The organism is Polaribacter sp. Q13 (assembly GCF_016858305.2).
GTDB lineage: Bacteria > Bacteroidota > Bacteroidia > Flavobacteriales > Flavobacteriaceae > Polaribacter.
Genome location: NZ_CP074436.1, coordinates 595,251 through 612,879, shown reverse-complemented (window position 1 = coordinate 612,879; position 17,629 = coordinate 595,251). Strand labels below are relative to the sequence as shown.

At 31.2% G+C, this 17,629-nt stretch carries 18 protein-coding genes; 2 read left to right on the top strand and 16 right to left on the bottom strand.

Features of this window, described 5'->3' with window-relative positions; translation table 11 throughout:
- Positions 1-2: 2 nt before the first annotated feature.
- The 5 genes from JOP69_RS02325 to JOP69_RS02305 form a co-directional block, all read right to left on the bottom strand.
- Complete coding sequence (locus tag JOP69_RS02325) at positions 3-632, bottom strand: flavin reductase family protein (protein ID WP_252191170.1); 630 nt, start codon at positions 630-632, stop codon at positions 3-5.
- Positions 629-2,086, bottom strand: a complete 1,458-nt coding sequence (locus JOP69_RS02320) for a cryptochrome/deoxyribodipyrimidine photo-lyase family protein (protein ID WP_203393048.1) — start codon at positions 2,084-2,086, stop codon at positions 629-631. The genes JOP69_RS02325 and JOP69_RS02320 overlap by 4 nt, the downstream gene beginning before the upstream one ends.
- 103 nt (positions 2,087-2,189) lie before the next feature.
- Positions 2,190-2,480: a TIGR03643 family protein gene (locus JOP69_RS02315; RefSeq protein ID WP_203393049.1), complete on the bottom strand. Its 291-nt coding sequence runs from the start codon at positions 2,478-2,480 to the stop codon at positions 2,190-2,192.
- A gap of 1 nt (position 2,481) precedes the next feature.
- Positions 2,482-2,883 (bottom strand): DUF2452 domain-containing protein, encoded by a 402-nt coding sequence (locus tag JOP69_RS02310; RefSeq protein ID WP_203393154.1) that lies wholly within the window; start codon positions 2,881-2,883, stop codon positions 2,482-2,484.
- Positions 2,884-2,898: 15 nt separating this feature from the next.
- Complete coding sequence (locus JOP69_RS02305; RefSeq protein WP_203393050.1) at positions 2,899-3,066, bottom strand: Lacal_2735 family protein; 168 nt, start codon at positions 3,064-3,066, stop codon at positions 2,899-2,901.
- A gap of 578 nt (positions 3,067-3,644) precedes the next feature.
- On the opposite strand from JOP69_RS02305, the gene JOP69_RS02300 reads away from it, so the two are divergent.
- Positions 3,645-4,010 (top strand): YchJ family protein, encoded by a 366-nt coding sequence (locus JOP69_RS02300; RefSeq protein ID WP_203393051.1) that lies wholly within the window; start codon positions 3,645-3,647, stop codon positions 4,008-4,010.
- Between the two features lie 157 nt (positions 4,011-4,167).
- Here the strand turns inward: JOP69_RS02300 and JOP69_RS02295 are convergent, their stop codons facing one another.
- From JOP69_RS02295 to JOP69_RS02245, 11 genes are all read right to left on the bottom strand, one after another.
- Entirely contained in the window at positions 4,168-5,424 is a 1,257-nt protein-coding gene (locus tag JOP69_RS02295) for a cytochrome-c peroxidase (protein ID WP_252191169.1), read from the bottom strand.
- A gap of 330 nt (positions 5,425-5,754) precedes the next feature.
- Complete coding sequence (locus JOP69_RS02290) at positions 5,755-5,925, bottom strand: hypothetical protein (RefSeq protein ID WP_203393052.1); 171 nt, start codon at positions 5,923-5,925, stop codon at positions 5,755-5,757.
- 21 nt (positions 5,926-5,946) lie between these two features.
- On the bottom strand, positions 5,947-7,827 hold the full coding sequence (locus tag JOP69_RS02285) for a T9SS type A sorting domain-containing protein (RefSeq protein WP_203393053.1): 1,881 nt from the start codon (positions 7,825-7,827) through the stop codon (positions 5,947-5,949).
- Entirely contained in the window at positions 7,817-8,044 is a 228-nt protein-coding gene (locus JOP69_RS02280; protein ID WP_203393054.1) for a hypothetical protein, read from the bottom strand. Before JOP69_RS02280 ends, JOP69_RS02285 begins: the two co-directional genes overlap by 11 nt.
- Before the next feature lie 665 nt (positions 8,045-8,709).
- Positions 8,710-9,051 carry an L-rhamnose mutarotase gene (locus JOP69_RS02275; protein ID WP_203393055.1) on the bottom strand — a complete coding sequence of 114 codons (342 nt, stop codon included), beginning with the start codon at positions 9,049-9,051 and terminating at the stop codon, positions 8,710-8,712.
- Positions 9,052-9,061: 10 nt separating this feature from the next.
- Entirely contained in the window at positions 9,062-10,384 is a 1,323-nt protein-coding gene (fucP, locus tag JOP69_RS02270; RefSeq protein WP_203393056.1) for an L-fucose:H+ symporter permease, read from the bottom strand.
- Positions 10,385-10,485: 101 nt separating this feature from the next.
- Positions 10,486-11,277: an SDR family oxidoreductase gene (locus JOP69_RS02265; RefSeq protein WP_203393057.1), complete on the bottom strand. Its 792-nt coding sequence runs from the start codon at positions 11,275-11,277 to the stop codon at positions 10,486-10,488.
- A 6-nt stretch (positions 11,278-11,283) separates the two neighbouring features.
- Positions 11,284-12,114 carry an amidohydrolase gene (locus JOP69_RS02260; RefSeq protein ID WP_203393058.1) on the bottom strand — a complete coding sequence of 277 codons (831 nt, stop codon included), beginning with the start codon at positions 12,112-12,114 and terminating at the stop codon, positions 11,284-11,286.
- 11 nt (positions 12,115-12,125) lie between these two features.
- The gene (locus JOP69_RS02255; RefSeq protein ID WP_203393059.1) at positions 12,126-13,562 is read right to left on the bottom strand and encodes a tagaturonate reductase; all 1,437 of its coding nucleotides are present in this window, start codon (positions 13,560-13,562) and stop codon (positions 12,126-12,128) included.
- 136 nt (positions 13,563-13,698) lie between these two features.
- Complete coding sequence (locus tag JOP69_RS02250; RefSeq protein WP_203393060.1) at positions 13,699-15,351, bottom strand: UxaA family hydrolase; 1,653 nt, start codon at positions 15,349-15,351, stop codon at positions 13,699-13,701.
- Positions 15,352-16,371: a zinc-binding alcohol dehydrogenase family protein gene (locus tag JOP69_RS02245; protein WP_203393061.1), complete on the bottom strand. Its 1,020-nt coding sequence runs from the start codon at positions 16,369-16,371 to the stop codon at positions 15,352-15,354.
- Positions 16,372-16,512: 141 nt separating this feature from the next.
- Here JOP69_RS02245 and JOP69_RS02240 point away from each other — a divergent pair, with 141 nt between their 5' ends.
- Positions 16,513-17,535 (top strand): LacI family DNA-binding transcriptional regulator, encoded by a 1,023-nt coding sequence (locus JOP69_RS02240; protein ID WP_203393062.1) that lies wholly within the window; start codon positions 16,513-16,515, stop codon positions 17,533-17,535.
- Positions 17,536-17,629: the final 94 nt, after the last annotated feature.

The following is a 17,629-nucleotide window of genomic DNA, read 5'->3' as shown; positions in this document are numbered from 1 at the left end:
TCTTAAAACTCAGGCACTTCATCTATTCGTACATACGGATGCTTCGCTACCTTTTTTAAGGAATAATAACTATTTAAACCAGAAATACCGATGCTTTCCGTAGCTTCTAAATCAATATCACCATCCACGATAGCATCATCTGGAAAAATAAGCTGTTCTATTTCTCCTATAACTAACTTCGTTCCGTTATGTTTTATATCAATAGCTTCTACAAAACACATCCCTATTTTAAAATTACTTTCTTTTACAAAAGGCGCCTTAAAATCTTTAATATATTCTTCGGTAAGATTACAGCGCTTAAATTCTGAAATATCTGCATCAAACTTTCCTGAGGTATAATGGGCGTTCTTTATAAAACCTTGATGAATATGATTAATCGTATATACTTCGTTTTCTTGGATATTAGCATACGTATGCCCTACTTCTGCTGTTTGTGGTCTTGTAACAAAACCTAACAATGCTGGGCTACTACCTAAATGAACTATAGAACTAATAATAGCTAAATTACTTTGCCCTTTATTATTTATGGTACCTATAAGGTTTGCTGGTTTTATGCCGGTTACCGAATTAATAATTTTTAATTTAGTTACACGGTCAAATCCTTCTATATCTTCTTTATTGTAAATCATCATTTTCTATTTACGTGCATATTTAAAATTCTATTCTTTTCTTTTTGCACAGCAGGATGCTTTTTATGTCCCCAAATTTTATCTCTTGCTAATCTGGCACTTTCTTGTAAATCTACAATTGGCAACGGGTAATCTTCACCAATAACAACTTCGCAAAAAGTTTGCTCCATACTGGTCATTTTCCAAGGTTCGTGAATATATGCTATTGGAACATTTGCTAATTCTGGAATCCATTTTTTTATAAAAACACCTTCTGGATCGTGTTCTTCAGAATTTTTTACAGGATTATATAAACGTACTGTATTAATACCTGTAGTACCAGCTTGCATTTGAAACTGCGGATAATGAATACCTGGGTCGTAATCTAAAAACTGTCGTGCCAAATGGTACACTCCATCTCGCCAATCTTGATCTAAATTCAATGTTAAAAATGAAACGACCATTGCTCTCATTCTAAAATTAATCCAACCTGTTTGTTCAACGGCACGCATACAAGCATCAATTAATGGAAAACCAGTCGTACCTGTTTTCCACGCTTTAATAAATGTTTCATTTTTTTGATGTACTAATAACTCATACCCTTGGTTAATACAAGCCGTTTCATACCTGCATTCTACCTCAAATTTTTGAATAAAATGACAATGCCAATGTAAACGTGTTAACATTGCAGAAAATGCTTTATCGTTTTTTGTTCCATTAGGATGTGTACCTACAAACTGAAAAGCTTGCTTTATTGTAATGTTTCCCCAAGCTAAATATGGTGACAATCTGCTACATCCTACTCTACTTTCTGTAGGTTTTGAAATATGATTTTGGTAATTTTTGCCTCTTTCTGCTGCAAATGATTTTAAATAACGCCAAGCATTTTGCTCTCCTGCGGGTTGAAATTGTTTTGGATATTCTTTCCATGTTGTTTCCAATGTTTCAGGTAACAAAAAAGGATGTTTCAGCGTTGCTTCTTTAGAGATTGAATAGGTATTTTGAATTACAGTAGCATGCATGGTTATATGCCATTGCTTATTCCAATTATCTCTATTTTTAATACCTCGTAAAATACCGTCACGTTGAAACTCTTGCCAAACTATTTTATTTTTCTTGAAAAATGAATTCATTATTTTATCTCGTTGCCAAGTAATTTGAATTCCACTTTCTTGATAGCTAAAAACATTTTGTACATTAAATTCTTCATTCAAATAATGATACACCTCCAGCGCTTCTACATAAAATACACTTACGTTTCTGTTAAAAGGTTTTAGACTATTATTTAAGGATTGAATAGAATTATAGATAAACTTTAAATGTCTTGGACTGGTATCTGGGTATTCAATAATTGAAGGTTCAAACACATAAATTATTTTGTACGGAATACCAGATTGCTCAGCTTTATGCAAAGCTTCGTGATCTTGTGAACGAATATCTCGTTTTAACCAAACAATATTTATAAGTTGTTTTTTCAATAGATATTTAAGTAAATTAACTCGATATAAAACACGAGTTTTTTAGATATTATTTTTAGCCTTAAAAAATATAGGAATTAAAGACTTTGCTATCAACTTCTTATTAACGTTTACTTATTCTATTCCCCGAAATTGCTTTTTGACGAGAACATTTAAAACGTGTAATATCTGGATTGCGTTTTTTTAAGTGTTTTTGACTAACACCACTATGCACTCGTTTACGCCAACGCTTAAAACTAGATTCTTTTAAATTGCCTCGCATTACCAATATCACTTGCTTTTCTGGTAATCCAAATTGAAATTCAATCGCTTCAAAAGGAGTTCTATCTTCCCAAGCCATTTCTATAATACGGTCTAACTCCCTTTCTGTAAATTGTTTTGTATCTAATTTCATATTATACCTTTTGCCAAATTTGATCGGCATTTAAATAAAAACTTCCTAAAGAATTAAAACGACATTCTTCGGGGGCTATAATTGATAAAAAAGTTTTTTCGTTATCTCTTTTGTACAAATGATATATTTCTCCAAGAATAGGTTCAAAAATAAATTCTGCATCAAAAATCATTTTATTATACTCATACTCCTTCATCATATTTTCATATTCAGCTTTTAGTTCTAAATACTTCGATTTCATTTTATGATTCACCTTATTAATGCTTCTGTTTTTCCAAGCTATACTATCAGAAGTTGTTATTACCGGAGCACTAACAGAAGTTGCGTATGGCTTTAGCGAAGCATCATATTTTTGCGTTTCTGTATTAAAAACTACATTATCTGGTTTTTTATCTTCTTTCATCATTCTTAAAGAAATCTAAACATTTAATTTTTCAAGTTGCTTCATGATTTCTTCTGCTTCAACTATTTTACCATCGCTCTTTTTTCTATCTACAGTAGATAACGAATGCGCTTCTTTTAACAATTTCTCATATTTATTCTGTAATTTTTCCTTTGCTGATTTCTTTTTAAATATTCCGAACATCTTTATTTTTTTGTAAAGATACAAAATGTTTAACATATTCTATATTTAGTTAAACAAAACTATTTCTAAAGTAATTTAGATATATAAAAACCGATGCTTTTATATTCGTTTTATCACAGTAATTAGTAAAGTGATTATCTAATAAAGTTTAAAGTTCATATAATCTCACAGTTTTTCAATCAAAGTATTTAATTGATAATTCCGAAACCATATAAAGTTAAATATTTTAATTAAACCAGTCTTAATAAGTCACCTATCTAAAAAGAAATTTATTAATTTTATAGAGTTTCTAAAAAAAATAGCGAGGTGCAGCTTAGTCGATGTCGGGAGCGGAATAGGTTTTGAAGATTCTTAATAAAATATAAGAAACTACCAAGAGTAAGATTAGAATAACTAGAGTCAACTTAATAAATATTTGTACATTTATTCACTTAACTATAGCTAAAAGAATAGAAATGTGTACTACTTTAATAAAACAGCCACAACCCCAATAGAATACGTAAATATCACCTATTGTACTGATAATTAAAATACTAATTATCAGTTCGTTATTTTTAAATCATATTATTAAGCAAAAAATGAAATGTCCTTGTAATCCTTCAAAATTATATGCTGATTGTTGTCAGAAAGCCCACATTAATATTAAAAGTGTAACTACTCCAGAAGAATTAATGCGTTCTAGGTATAGTGCATTTGTGATGGCTAATATTGACTATTTACTAAAAAGTCATCATAGTAAAAAAAGACCATCAAATTCTGAAAAAAAAGAAATATTAGCTTGGACAAAATCTGTAGAATGGGTAAAATTAGATGTTTTAAAATCCACAGAAAACACGGTCGAGTTTAAAGCTTTTTTTTACGAAAATGGATCTTTAAATGTAATACATGAAAATTCCTTTTTTGTTAAAGAAAATAATTATTGGGTCTATAAAAGTGCTTTATAGATTTTATAACATATACACTTTATGAGACAGTGCTGTTTTTTAGCATCTAAATTTTCTAAACTCAGTAATAAATAAAACACCTAATCAACCTATAATTTCTGCATACATCATAAAATAAAGAAGTTACAAGTTCCTCTCATTAACTAAAAAGAATTTATTAATTAATTTCACCTCCTACCCTTAATTTACTTGGCACGTTATCGGGAATGGTTTTATCAAAACTATCATCATTTAATGTATTTAAAAATGAAATAATAAGACTAAAATCTTTCATTTTAATTGATAAACCTTGGGCTAAACTATCTATATTATCTTGTGCCACATTAGAGTTTCTAGATTTATTGAGTCTTAAATCTTCATAAAATTCTAATACTTTTTCTAAGGTTGGCAAAGTACCGTTATGCATATAAGGTTTTGTAAATCTTAAATTTCTAAGTGTTGGTGTTCTAAAACCAAATTGTTTTTCAAAACCATCATCTATAAAAGTAATTTTATCATTTTCTGGCACACTTAAAACATGTGTTTTAAAATCAGAAAACATAGGACCGCTATGACAATTTATACAGCCTACTTTTTTAAATAATTTAAAACCTTCTTTTTCTGATAATGACATAATAGTGTCATTACCTCGCATATATTTATCGAAACGAGAATTATTAGTAATCAATGTTCTTTCATAAGCAGCAATGGCTTTTCCTATATTTTCAATAGTAATTGAATGTTCTACATTAAAAACATTTTTAAATAAAGTTTTATATTCTGGAATTCCATTTAATCTCTCTACAACTTCTACTAAAATTTCTGTTTCCGAAAATTGTAATCCTCTCATTTCTTCCATCGTTTTTATGGGTTCTATGGCTTGTTCTTCTAAACTATTGGCACGCATATCCCAAAACATAGGCGCTTTTTCTGGGTTATAATTGTTTAAAGAATCTATTCCGTTAAATGCGGTGTTTAAAATAGTATGTGCATTTCGCTTTACAAAAGGAATTTTATTAGGAGTATTAAAAGTACGTGTAGCTCCAAAACCAGCTCCATTTACACCAATAGAAACATCTCTAAATTCTGCAAAACCACTTGAAGGATGATGACAAGTAGCACAAGCTACATCTTTATTTCCAGACAATACTGGATCAAAAAAAAGCAATCGACCTAAAATTACTTTTTGATCAGTAGTTTTGTTATTATTGGGTGATTTAACTTTTAATGGTAATGCATTTACGCGTCTATCTATTTTTGTGTATTTTGCTGTTTTATTCGTATTCGAGGTACAACTTGCTAATAAAAACACTAAAACTGGTAAAATATATACGTCTTTTTTTAAAGTTGAAAAACTTGCTCTAAAGCAATCCATTTTTCGCCATCTTTTGCCCATGGTAGTTCTTGTTGATATTCCCAAATTAGGTTTTCTCATTCTTTTACTTTTGGATTATTAACATCCATTTCTACTTTCTTAACTAGAATAAACCTATATAGATTTGAAAATTATAGTATGAAATACTTTTCAAAGATAATCTGTCTTTAAAAATGAGTTTTGAAAAGGAATCTCATTATTATAAAATTTCTCGTAACACGTTCCCGCATATTTTTTAAAAGACAATATACTCATAAAAATTTACAGAAACGAAAGTGTTGCAAAAAAATTATAATAACCAAAAATACCAGATTGAAACACTAAGGTTTTATCAAAAAAAAAGCGTTGTAAAATAATTTACAACGCTTTTTAATAAAATAAATTATGATGTTAAAACCCTGTTCCAGGAGCTTCTGGAGAAGCTGCTTGTGCTTTCTGTGGATTTAAAATTAGATAAGTTCCTAAAGCCGTAAGAGCAGCATACTTTCCGTAATTTCCAATCTTTTTAAGAGCGTCTTTACGAGAAATCTCTTCTTGTGTATTAGTTATATTTTTTTTCATTGTATCGCTTTTATAAGTTGGTTATTCTAAAATAATTTTCTTGTTTAATTTACCTGCAGCAGACTCAATTTTAACTACATATACTCCTTTTGCTAATTTTGGTAAATTAATATTTTGCACTCCATTAGTAGTAAATGAATTTCTTAACACTTGCTTACCAAGAATATTATACAAACTAATTGTTGCATTCCCTTGTTGTAAACCAACAATTTTTAAAGTAGACGCATTCGATTTATAAACACTAATATTATCAACATTAAAATTAGCCGTACTTAAAGCTTGTTGTTCTGTTGTATGTAAATAAAACCTTCCAACTCCATCTATAGCTTCCGTTAAAGTAACTTTATAAGAAGCGTCTTCTTCATCTAAAATAGTAAATGTATTTGCCTCTCTATCTTCTAAAATTACGTTAATACCATCAGGTAAGTTTAAAGCTTCTGCCGTAAAAGTAATTTCTTTGCCAGCCTCTGCATTTACACCTACAGGAACAACCATAGATTCATAATCTGAATTTGGTATAGCTTGTATTTGATATTTTTTACCATTATTGTTCGTTAATAAGTTTGTATACACAGCAAAAGGCTGAGCAATACCACCAAATAATTTGGCATCCTTACCATTATCAAATTCTGTAGTAGCATCTGAGGAGTAATTTACTTTTGCATATCTTGTTAAATCTCCATCAGAAATATTTAATTGTATTTCAGTATTTGCTGATTTCTGAAAAGTATCTGTAGTTTGTGCACTTAGCATAGAAGTATTAACTGTAAAAGTACTTGCAGCTGCAGTTGCTTCCACGAAGAATCCCTGACCAGGAGCAATTTGATAAGCCCCAGTTTTTGGCTCATACATTTTCGAAGTTGCATTCCATATCCAAATTGTAGATTCTGTTAATAAATCATTTCCTCCATCATCATTTGCCATCATTAAATCTGATAAAGAAACATAAGAAGAAAAAGGATTTCCAAGTAAATTATAACCATTTGTTCCATCAACAGTTAATGCTATATCTGTAATATTAGTAGTTCTTATACCTCCAATAAATTGAACAACTTGCGTACCATCAGTTTTCATAATATACCCTTTACCTTCAGTAAAATCTGTATCTGCAACGCCATCTACGACATAAGTAAAACTACCTTCGGCAGTGGTTTGGTTATAAGTACCAATACCTCTTCTAGTTGCAACTGTTGTACTTGAAGCAATATTAAAAGCTGATATCCAAGCATCATTATATTGTTCTCCAGAAACCGGAGAAGATACCAAATGCCAACCTTCTAAATCTCCAGCTGCTCCAGGTAACTCTATAGGTCTAAAATAAGCCCAATTACCAGTAGAAGTTCCAGAAACCTTTAAAGAAGAACCTCCCCATAAACTTGATTGCTCTGCTACGGTTAAATCTCCCGTTATATCTAATGATTTATTATTACGAACTAGTACTTTTTTGAGGGATAAGTTACCTGTATATGTCATATTGTGCTTAACGTCTATATCGTCGCCTATTTGTTTAGGTGCATTGGCAGGAGACCAATTTGCTCCAGTACCCCAATCTCCATCTGCTACTGTTTCATAAGTTGCAGGTTCCATAGTGAATTCATCAAAATAATAAGTAGATCCATCTCCATTAGTTCCATTATCTACACGTACTCTAATAATTGAATTCCAACCATTAGGGTTACTTAAGGTAGCGCTTGCATTATTTCCTGTAAAATCAAAAGTAACCTGAGTCCAAGTTGCTGCGGGTAATGCATAACTTTTTGCTAATCGTACGTTCGATACATTAATCGCAGTTTCTAAATCTAAATTAATAGTTTTTGCAGTAGCCGAGTAAACCATAAATTTTAAATGTCTAAAATTATTAAGATTAAAACCTGTAGTTGCTGTTGAATTATTATAAGACAATTGCATGGCATTTCCTGCACCTGAGCCAGAAGTTTTTTACAAATTGCACAACATTTGCCGTGGTATTAATGCCTGACTGATTTGGGTTGGCAACTTTAGTTGATACTGGTGCGTTTGGATCTCCTGTCCAAGAAACAGTGGGTATAGCATCTTCTAAATCACCACCATTGTCTTCCATATCAGCCAAACTAGTTTGTGCCGTTAGAGACACCCCCATTAGGAATATCCCTGAAAAAAGTAATTTTTTAAACATTTTGTTTTTTGTTTTTTGTTAATTAATAATTGATTTACAGTTGTACTTGTTAATTAACACATTAGCATTGTTTATTAACATGTACAATGCTCCAAAATTAAAGAAACACTTAACATATTAGTTACACATATGGGCTACAGACTAAAACATATGTCTTATTTACAAAAAGCAACAAAAAACGCAAAATACTAAAAATCAATAAATTATATATTTATATAAAAAAAAACAAAGAAGAGTTTGTGATAATTTAACATACATAAAGGTTAATTTAGCATCTTTTTAAAAATAACAGGGAGTTTAATGCCATCTACTTAAAACATCTCTTTTATTATCAATACAAAAAACTTTATCACATTAAACTTGAGGTGAATGTTTGTTTATAATAATCTGGAGACTCAAACAAATTTTTATACTTCTCTAATATTGAACAAACTCAACTGGAAAAAAGTAAATTACATCATCCTGTTCAAAATCACGAATCACGAAAAGAAGAATCGTCATAAAAAAACGACAGCCAACCAATAGTTAAGTTTAATATATTTCTGAATAAAACTCGTCGTAAAAAAAAAGCAGTTGTTTAGAGTATAATTCTAAACAACTGCTTTTATTGACAATAAATATATTATTTATTATAATTGAAAGACCTTTTCAAGTTCAATCCATTTTTCGCCATCTTTTGCCCATGGTAACTCTTGTTGATAATCCCACATTAAGTTTTCCCATTCTTGTACTTTAGGATTATTAGCATCCATTTCTGCCTTTTTAACAGGATCAAAAGTTTCATCAACTTCCATGATCATAAACATTCTGTTACCTGTTAAATAGATTTGCATATCTACAATACCAGCATCTTTAATACTTTTTGTAATTTCTGGCCATGCATTTCCTGCTGCATGATATGCCTTATATTCAGCAATTAATTTAGAATCGTCTTTTAAATCGCAAGAATAACAATATCTTTTTACACTCATTTTTTTTTAATTAAGCTTGTTTATTATACTTTGAATATACCAATCTTCCATAAACGCCAATAACAACAAAACAAACAAGTGTTATTAAAAATGAAAAACGCATTTCAGTTAGTCCTAAGTAGGAAACATCTTCATATCCAGAACCACCTAAATCTAGTAATCTTCCTTGAAGAGGTGTTAATAAAGCCCCACCTACAATTGCCATTACTAAAAAGGCCGCTCCAAATTTAGTATCTTGACCTTGGCCTTCTAAAGCAATCCCATAAATAGTAGGGAACATGATAGACATAAATACAGAAGTTGCAATTAGAGAATAAATACCGGATGTTCCTGGTAAGATAATTGCACCAACAGTAGTAACCGAAGCTCCAATAGCAAAATACATTAATAATTTACCAGAATCAATATCTTTCATTAATGCAGTACCAATCATTCTTCCTAATAAAAAGACTATATAACCAGCTAATCCAAACCAAACGGCAGATTTACTGTCTATTCCTAAAGTTTCTGCATATTGGTATACATAAGTCCAACACATAATTTGTGCTCCAACATAAAAAACTTGAGCAATTACACCAAAAGAAAATTTAGGTTGTTTCCATAATCTTTTAACAGAATCAAAGAAGTTAACAGTAACTTCTTGGTCTTTGTTTTCTGGCATCTTTAATATAGAAATCATAATAAAAAAAGCCAAAACAACAAATCCTAAAATTACATAAGGGTTACGTATTACTTCTAAATCAGAAGTTTTAATAACTGTTTTAGCAGATTCTGATAATGTATCAAAAATAGGAGTTCCGTCTGCAGTAGTATCATCAGATTTTAATGCATTTAAAACAAAATTCTGAGCAATAAGTAATCCTCCAATAGATCCCATTGGATTAAACATTTGAGCAAAATTTAAACGTCTTGTAGCTGTTTCCTCTGCTCCCATTGATAAAATATATGGGTTTGAAGTAGTTTCTAAAAAAGCCAATCCAAAAGTTAAAATATAATATGAAGCTAAAAAGAATGCATAACTTTCATATTGCGCAGCAGGAAAAAATAATAGAGCACCTATAGAGTATAGTGCTAAACCTACCAAAATACCTTTTTTATATGAAAATCTATTGACAAATAAAGCAGCAGGAATAGCCATACAACCATATCCACCATAAAAAGCAAGTTGCACATAAGAAGCTTCAACATTAGAAAGCTCTAATACTTTTTGAAAAGCTCTAACCATTGGGTTTGTTATATCATTTGCAAATCCCCATAAAGCGAAAAGCGAAGTAATCAAAATAAATGGTACTATAACCGACTTGGCTACTACAGGTATATTTTTGTTATCCATAATAATGTAATAAAGTGTTTAGTTGTTAATTTATAGGTGCAAATTAAAAAAGACAATACAAACTCTAGGTCCATATTGTCTTATATTGTATAACAAATGTTCTATTCTGATAATAAAGATCGATCTAAGTTTACATAACCTCCATCAACAGCTATAAACTGACCTGTTGTATGTGATGATTTTTCTGAGATTGTAAACAAACATTGATCTGCAATTTCTGCGGGAGTTGTCATTCTATTTTCTAATGGAATTTTCTTTACAATAGATTTTAGTTTTTCTTCTCCGTTTTCTAAAGTTTTAATCCAAGCCTCATAAGCAGGCGTCCAACTTTCTGCTATAATAATTGCATTAGAACGAATTCTATATTTGATTAAATCTACAGCCCATTCTCTTGTTAAACCTAAAACTCCTCCTTTAGAAGCAGCATAACCAGAAGTTCCTCCCTGACCTGTTAATCCTACTTTAGAACCAATGTTTAAAATATTTCCTTTGGATGTTTTTAAAAATGGCAAAGCATGTTTTACTACTAAAAAGTAACTCACCATGTTCAATTTTAAAGACCACATAAAATCTTCGTAAGAAGCGTCTAAACCAACACCATCATTAACACCAACATTATTAATTACAGCATCAATTTTACCATATTTTTCTGTAATTGTTTTAATAGCGCTTTCTATCTGATCTGGGTTTGTTACATCCGTTTTACAAAAAATAGCATCAATTCCTTTTGCTTGTAATTCTTCTGCATATCCAAAACCTCTATCATTTCTATCTATAATGGCTGGTATTGCTCCTTCTGCAGCTAAATGTTGTAAAATTGTTTCCCCAATACTTCCTTTAATTCCTGCTGCTCCCGTGATAACAACAACTTTTCCTTTTAATCCTAAATCCATTTTGTGTTATTTTATGTTGTAAAAATCAATAGCATTTTCTCCCATAATAGCTTTTTGTTCAGCTTCAGAAAATTTGCTTATATAATTTGTTACTATATTTTTTACTTCTGTGTAATTACCTGCCACCAAACAAACTGGCCAATCAGAACCAAACATGGTTCTATTAGTACCAAACGCATTAAAAACCACCTCTAAATAAGGGTTTAATTGTGCCTCTGTCCATGTGTTGTAATCTGCTTCTGTAATCATTCCTGATACTTTGCAAAGCACATTTTTATACGTTGCTATTTCTTTCATTTGTAAAGCCCATCCGTCAAAAAAACCATCTTTTATATATGGTTTTGCAATATGATCTATCACAAATTTCTGATTTGGAAAACGTTGTACAAATTCTAAAACAGCGCCTAATTGATGAGGAAACACCAAAATATCGTACGTAAAATTGTATTTTTCTAAGGCTGTAATTCCTCTTAAAAAGTTTGGACGTAATAAAAAATTATGATCCGCTTCTCCTTGAACAACATGCCTAAAACCTTTTACAATAGTGTTTTTACTGTATTTTTCTAGAACTTCTTCTATGTTTTCTGCACGTAAATCTACCCAACCAACAATTCCTTTTATAAAGCTGTTTTCTGCCGCTAAGTCGATTAAAAAATTGGTTTCTTCTAAAGTTTGGTCTGCCTGAACAGCAACACAACCATCAATACCGTTTTCTTTGTATACTTTAGATAAATCTGAAGGTAAAAAATCTCTACGAATAACAGACATTTCATCGTCTATCCAACTGTGTTTTACAGCTTCATATTTCCAAAAATGTTGATGTGAATCTATTGTCATACTGCTTAAAACTATTTTACAAAAGCATCTAATGTTGCTTTCATTCCGTTTTTAATAATACCTTCTAAGTTCTTTGTCAAAATTGCTTCTAAACCGTCATACTGAGTTAAATCTGTTCCCCAGAAATCTGTATTTGCTAAAGTTGCTTTTACAATTGATGCAGGATTTCCTGTTGCCCATTGTGTTGCAAAGAAATCTAAAGCAGATTGATCATCTTTTACTTCGTACGTTTCTGTACCTCTTTCCCCTTTATAAAAAGCAATTAATGCCGCTAAAGAGAATAATAAATGTTCTGGATTTTTATTTTTTCTTTTGATGTATTCTAAAACTGAAGGCAATACTCTTGTCTTATATTTAGAAGTTGAGTTTAAAGAAATACTCATTAAAGCATGCTCTAAATAAGGGTTTCTAAAACGGTCTAAAACATCATTAGAAAATTGATCTAATTCTTCTTTTGATAAATCTAGTGTCGGACAAATTTCTTCAAAGATGGCGTCCTTTAAAAATTTACCTACAACTTCATCTTCTAAAGATTCGCGTACTTTATCTATTCCGTATAAATATCCAACAGGCACTAAACTTGTATGCGCTCCGTTTAAGATTCTTACTTTACGTGTTCTGTATGGTTCTTGATTGTCTGTAAAAACAACATTTAATCCGCACATTTCTGCTGGAATTTCTTCTTTTACAGCTGCTGGTGCTTCAATTACCCACAAGTGGAATTGCTCTCCTTCTACAACCAAATTATCTTTGTACCCTAATTCCGCCGTAATTGCATCCATTTTATCTCTTGGATATCCTGGTACAATTCTATCAACTAATGTATTACAGAAAATATTATCTTCATTTATCCACTCAACAAACTCAGCGCCTAAAGCCCAATCATCTGCATATTGTAAAATTATTTTTTTTAGGTTTGCTCCGTTGTCATTAATCAATTCACAAGGAATTAAAATCAATCCTTTGTCTGATGCACCTCCAAAAGTTTGGAATCTCTTGTATAATAAGGCTGTTAATTTCCCTGGAAAACTACTTTGTGGAGCATCGTCTAATTTATCATCTGCATTATACGCAATACCAGCTTCTGTGGTATTTGAAATCATGAATCTTAAATCAGGATTTTCTGCAACCGCTAAATAATCTGAAGGGTTTTCATACGGATTGATTCCTCTTTGAATACAATCGATAATTTGATGTTCACTAATTGCTTTTCCGTTTTTAATTCCGTTTAAATATAACGTGTACAATCCATCTTGATCGTTTAACATTTTAATTAAACCTTGATTAATTGGCTGAATCGCAACAACACCAGCATCAAAATTAGCTTGTTTATTCATTTCATGAATCATCCAATTTGCAAAGGCTCTTAAAAAATTACCTTCTCCAAATTGTATTATTCGTTCTGTATAAGTATTTGCTTTTACGGTACTTCTGCTTAAATTGTTCATTTGGTAATTGTGATTTTGCTAAGTAACCAACAAGGTTCTTGTGCTGAATTTATTTCAGTATATAACCTTGTTGGTCTAAATTTTTGTTTTTTTATGTTTTTTGCCAATGGCTAAAGGCCAATAGCAAAAAGCCATTTTATAATGAAACGCCTCTTTTCCAAGGAATAAAATCGTTATTTCCGTGTAAAACTGCTTTCGATGGTGTAATTCCACTTGCCACTCTAATAATATGATCTAGAATTTTTTCACCCATAGACTCAATAGAGTCTTCTCCGGTAATTACAGTTCCTGCGTTAATATCAATAATATCATTCATACGTTCGTATAAATTGGTATTACTAGACATTTTTAAAACCGGTGCAACTGGGTTTCCGGTTGGAGTTCCCAATCCTGTGGTAAAAACAACCACATTACAACCAGAACCAACTAAACCAGTAGTAGATTCTACGTCGTTTCCTGGTGTACATAATAAGTTTAAACCAGGTTTTGTAACTTGTTCTGTATAATCTAATACTTCTACAACTGGCGAGGTCCCTCCTTTTTTAGCGGCTCCTGCAGATTTCATTGCATCGGTAATTAAACCATCTTTAATGTTTCCTGGTGATGGATTATTTTCAAAACCAGATCCAACAGCGACAGCAGATGCTGAATACGCTCTCATTAAATCATAGAATTTTTTAGAATCCTTTTCCGTATTACATCTTGTAATCATTTCTTGCTCAACTCCATTCAATTCCGGGAATTCTGATAACACAGGACTTCCGCCCAATGCAACCAATAAATCAGAAGCATATCCTAAAGCAGGATTTGCAGAGATTCCTGAAAATCCGTCTGAACCACCACATTCTAAACCTAAAACAAGTTTGCTTAATGGAGCTGGTTTACGGACTAATTTATTCGCATCAACCAAACCTAAAAAAGTATGTTTAACCGCTTCTTCTATTAAATGTCTTTCACTAGCACTTTGTTGTTGTTCTAGATAATGAACAGGTTTTGTATTGTTTGGTGCAATTGCATCAATAGCATCTTGTAACATGCTAATTTGTGCATTTTGGCAACCCAAACTAAAAATAGTAGCACCTGCAACATTAGGGTTGGTAATATAACCGGCTAATAATTTGCATAAAGTTTCAGAATCTTGACGAATTCCGCCACAACCACCATCGTGTTTTAAAAACTTAATTCCATCTACATTCGGAAACAATCTATTTTTAGACAATTCTTCTTTTGTAGTAATGATAGGTGTATTAAAAATTTCGTCATTAGAAGCTCCTGCTTTATATTGTTTGATTAAAGCATCTGTATCTACAGCAAAATCCTTCTTGGTTTCATACCCTAATTTCTCAGTAAGCGCACCTTCTAGTACATCAACATTTCTGTTTTCACAAAAAGTTAAAGGAATTACCAACCAATAATTAGCTGTTCCTACTTTTCCGTCTTCTCTATGAAATCCGTTAAAAGTTCTGTCCTTAAAGTTTGATGCATCTGGAGCAGTCCAAGTAAATTTTTCTTTTGCATCATTATATTCTGCTGATGCATGCTTTACATTCTCTATGGTAATGGCGCAGCCTTCTAAAATAGGTTTCATTGCTTTACCAATTAACACACCATACATATAAATTTCATCGTCAACATTAAAATCGTTTAATGCATATTTATGTTTCTGTTTGATGTTTTCTTTTAAAACAACTTTTTTTCCAGCAACATCTGTTACCATTCCTTTTTCTAAAGGAGTTATGGCAACTATAATATTATCCTTAGGATCTATTTGTACGTAATTCTTAGACATTTATTTTTCTGAATTAAAACTTACTGTTGCTTTTATAACTCCTGTTTTTGGATCTAACCAACTATCAAAATTCTGAATCATTTCTGTAAAAGGAACAGAATGCGTAATAAATGAATCCGTAGGAAATTGATCTAACACATTAATAACATGTTCAAAATCTTCTGTAGTTGCATTTCTACTGCACATTAAAGTCATTTCTTTTGCATGTATCTTTGGATGCGTATACGTTAATTCTCCTTTAGACAATCCTACCAAAACAAAACGTCCACCGTGAGACATATAATTCGGACATGCTTCTATAGCGTATTTATTTCCTGAAGCATCAAAAACTGCAGTACATAAATCTCCGTTTGTAATTTTAGAAATTTCTTCAACAGCATTTTCTCCTGCTTTTACAATATAATCTACACCAATTTTTTCTTTAGCATATTGCAAACGTTCTTCATTCATGTCTATAGCAATTACTTTTGCACCTGCTATTTGAGCTAATTTCATAATTCCAATTCCAATTGGTCCTGCTCCTACTACGGCAACAATTTCTCCTTTTTGAATGGCTGCTCTTCTAACTGCATGTGCACCAATTGCCAAAGGTTCTACAATAGCCATTTCATTATCTGAAAGGTGATTAGCTTTTATTAAAATATTAGCAGGAACCGTAATTTGCTCTTGCATTCCTCCATCTCCATGAACACCTAATACAGAAATATTGGTACAACAATTAGTTTTACCATTTCTACACGCAATACAAGTTCCACAACTTATATAAGGCATTACAACTACTTTGTCTCCAGCTTTAATTCCGCTTTCATTTTCGCCTATTTCTAAAACCACAGACGCCAATTCGTGTCCTAAAATTCTTGGATATGTAAAAAATGCTTGGTTACCTGCATATGCATGTAAATCCGTACCACAAATTCCTACTTTGTTAATCTGTAATAATGCTTCTCCTTCTTTTCTTATTGGAGCTTCTTTTTCTTTTAAAAGGAATTCTCCTGGCTTTTCACAAACGATGTATTTCATATCTATCAATAATTTTATTGTTCAATCGATTGAACAGTTCGTTAAAAAAAAAGTTTTATAACTTTCTTTCCTTTCATATCGATATATTTTTAATTAAAAACTATATTTGTTCAATCGATTGAACAAACTTATACATTTTTTTTGGATAAAAAAAAGAAAATAACATTAAAAGATATAGCTGAGGCATTAAATTTAACGCCATCCGGGGTTTCCAAAGCGCTAAATAATCATCCTAGAATTAGCGACGCCACTAAAAAAGCGGTAAAAGAAAAAGCGAGAGAACTAAACTACCAACCTAATTTATTAGCTAGTGCCTTACGAAAAGGCCGGAGTAATTTAATTGGAGTAATTATTCCAAGAGCTAAAAGTAACTTCTTCTCTTCTGTTGTAGAAAAACTAGAAGATGTTTTAAATAAAGAAGGGTACAATATAATAATGACCCAATCTAACGAATCTTTTGAAAAAGAATGCCGAAATATTGATGCTTTAATCGATACGCAAGTTTGCGGCATAATAGCTTCTATGGCTAGTGATACTGTAGATTTAACCTATTATAACAAAATAATTTCTACAGGAATCCCTTTAGTGATGTTTGATAGAAGTGATGAAAGATTAGAAGCCGATTATATTGGTATTGATGATTATCAAAGTAGTTTTAAAGTGATTGATCACCTTTATAAACAAGGTTGCCGCCGTATTGCACATATAGGTGGATACAAACACACGCGGATTTATAACCAACGATTAGAGGGGTATTTAGACGCCTTAAAAAAATACAATCTACCCATAGAAAATAATTTAATAATTGAAAGTACTTTAAAAATTGAAGATGGACGACAAGCTATGACTCAATTTCTAAAATTAGATAAAAAACCAGACGCAGTATATGCGGCAGGTGATTTTGCTGCTCTAGGAGCATTACAAGTATTAAAAGAAAATAACATCGCTATTCCACAAGATATTGCCTTAGTTGGCTTTAGTAATGAATTGTTTACATCTTTAGTTACGCCAACAATTTCTAGTATAGAACAACACAGTAATACAATTGGACAACTTGCAGCTGAAATTTTATTAGACAAATTAAAAAATCCTAATAAAACAACAGAACCATCTAAAACGGTATTGGATATTGACTTGATTATTAGAGAAACTTCAAAAAAATAAAACTACAGACATTACTAATTTACAAGAACAACTTATTTTCTCTCAATAATTTAGAATAAAAAAAGAGTACACCTTAAAAAGGTGTACTCTTACA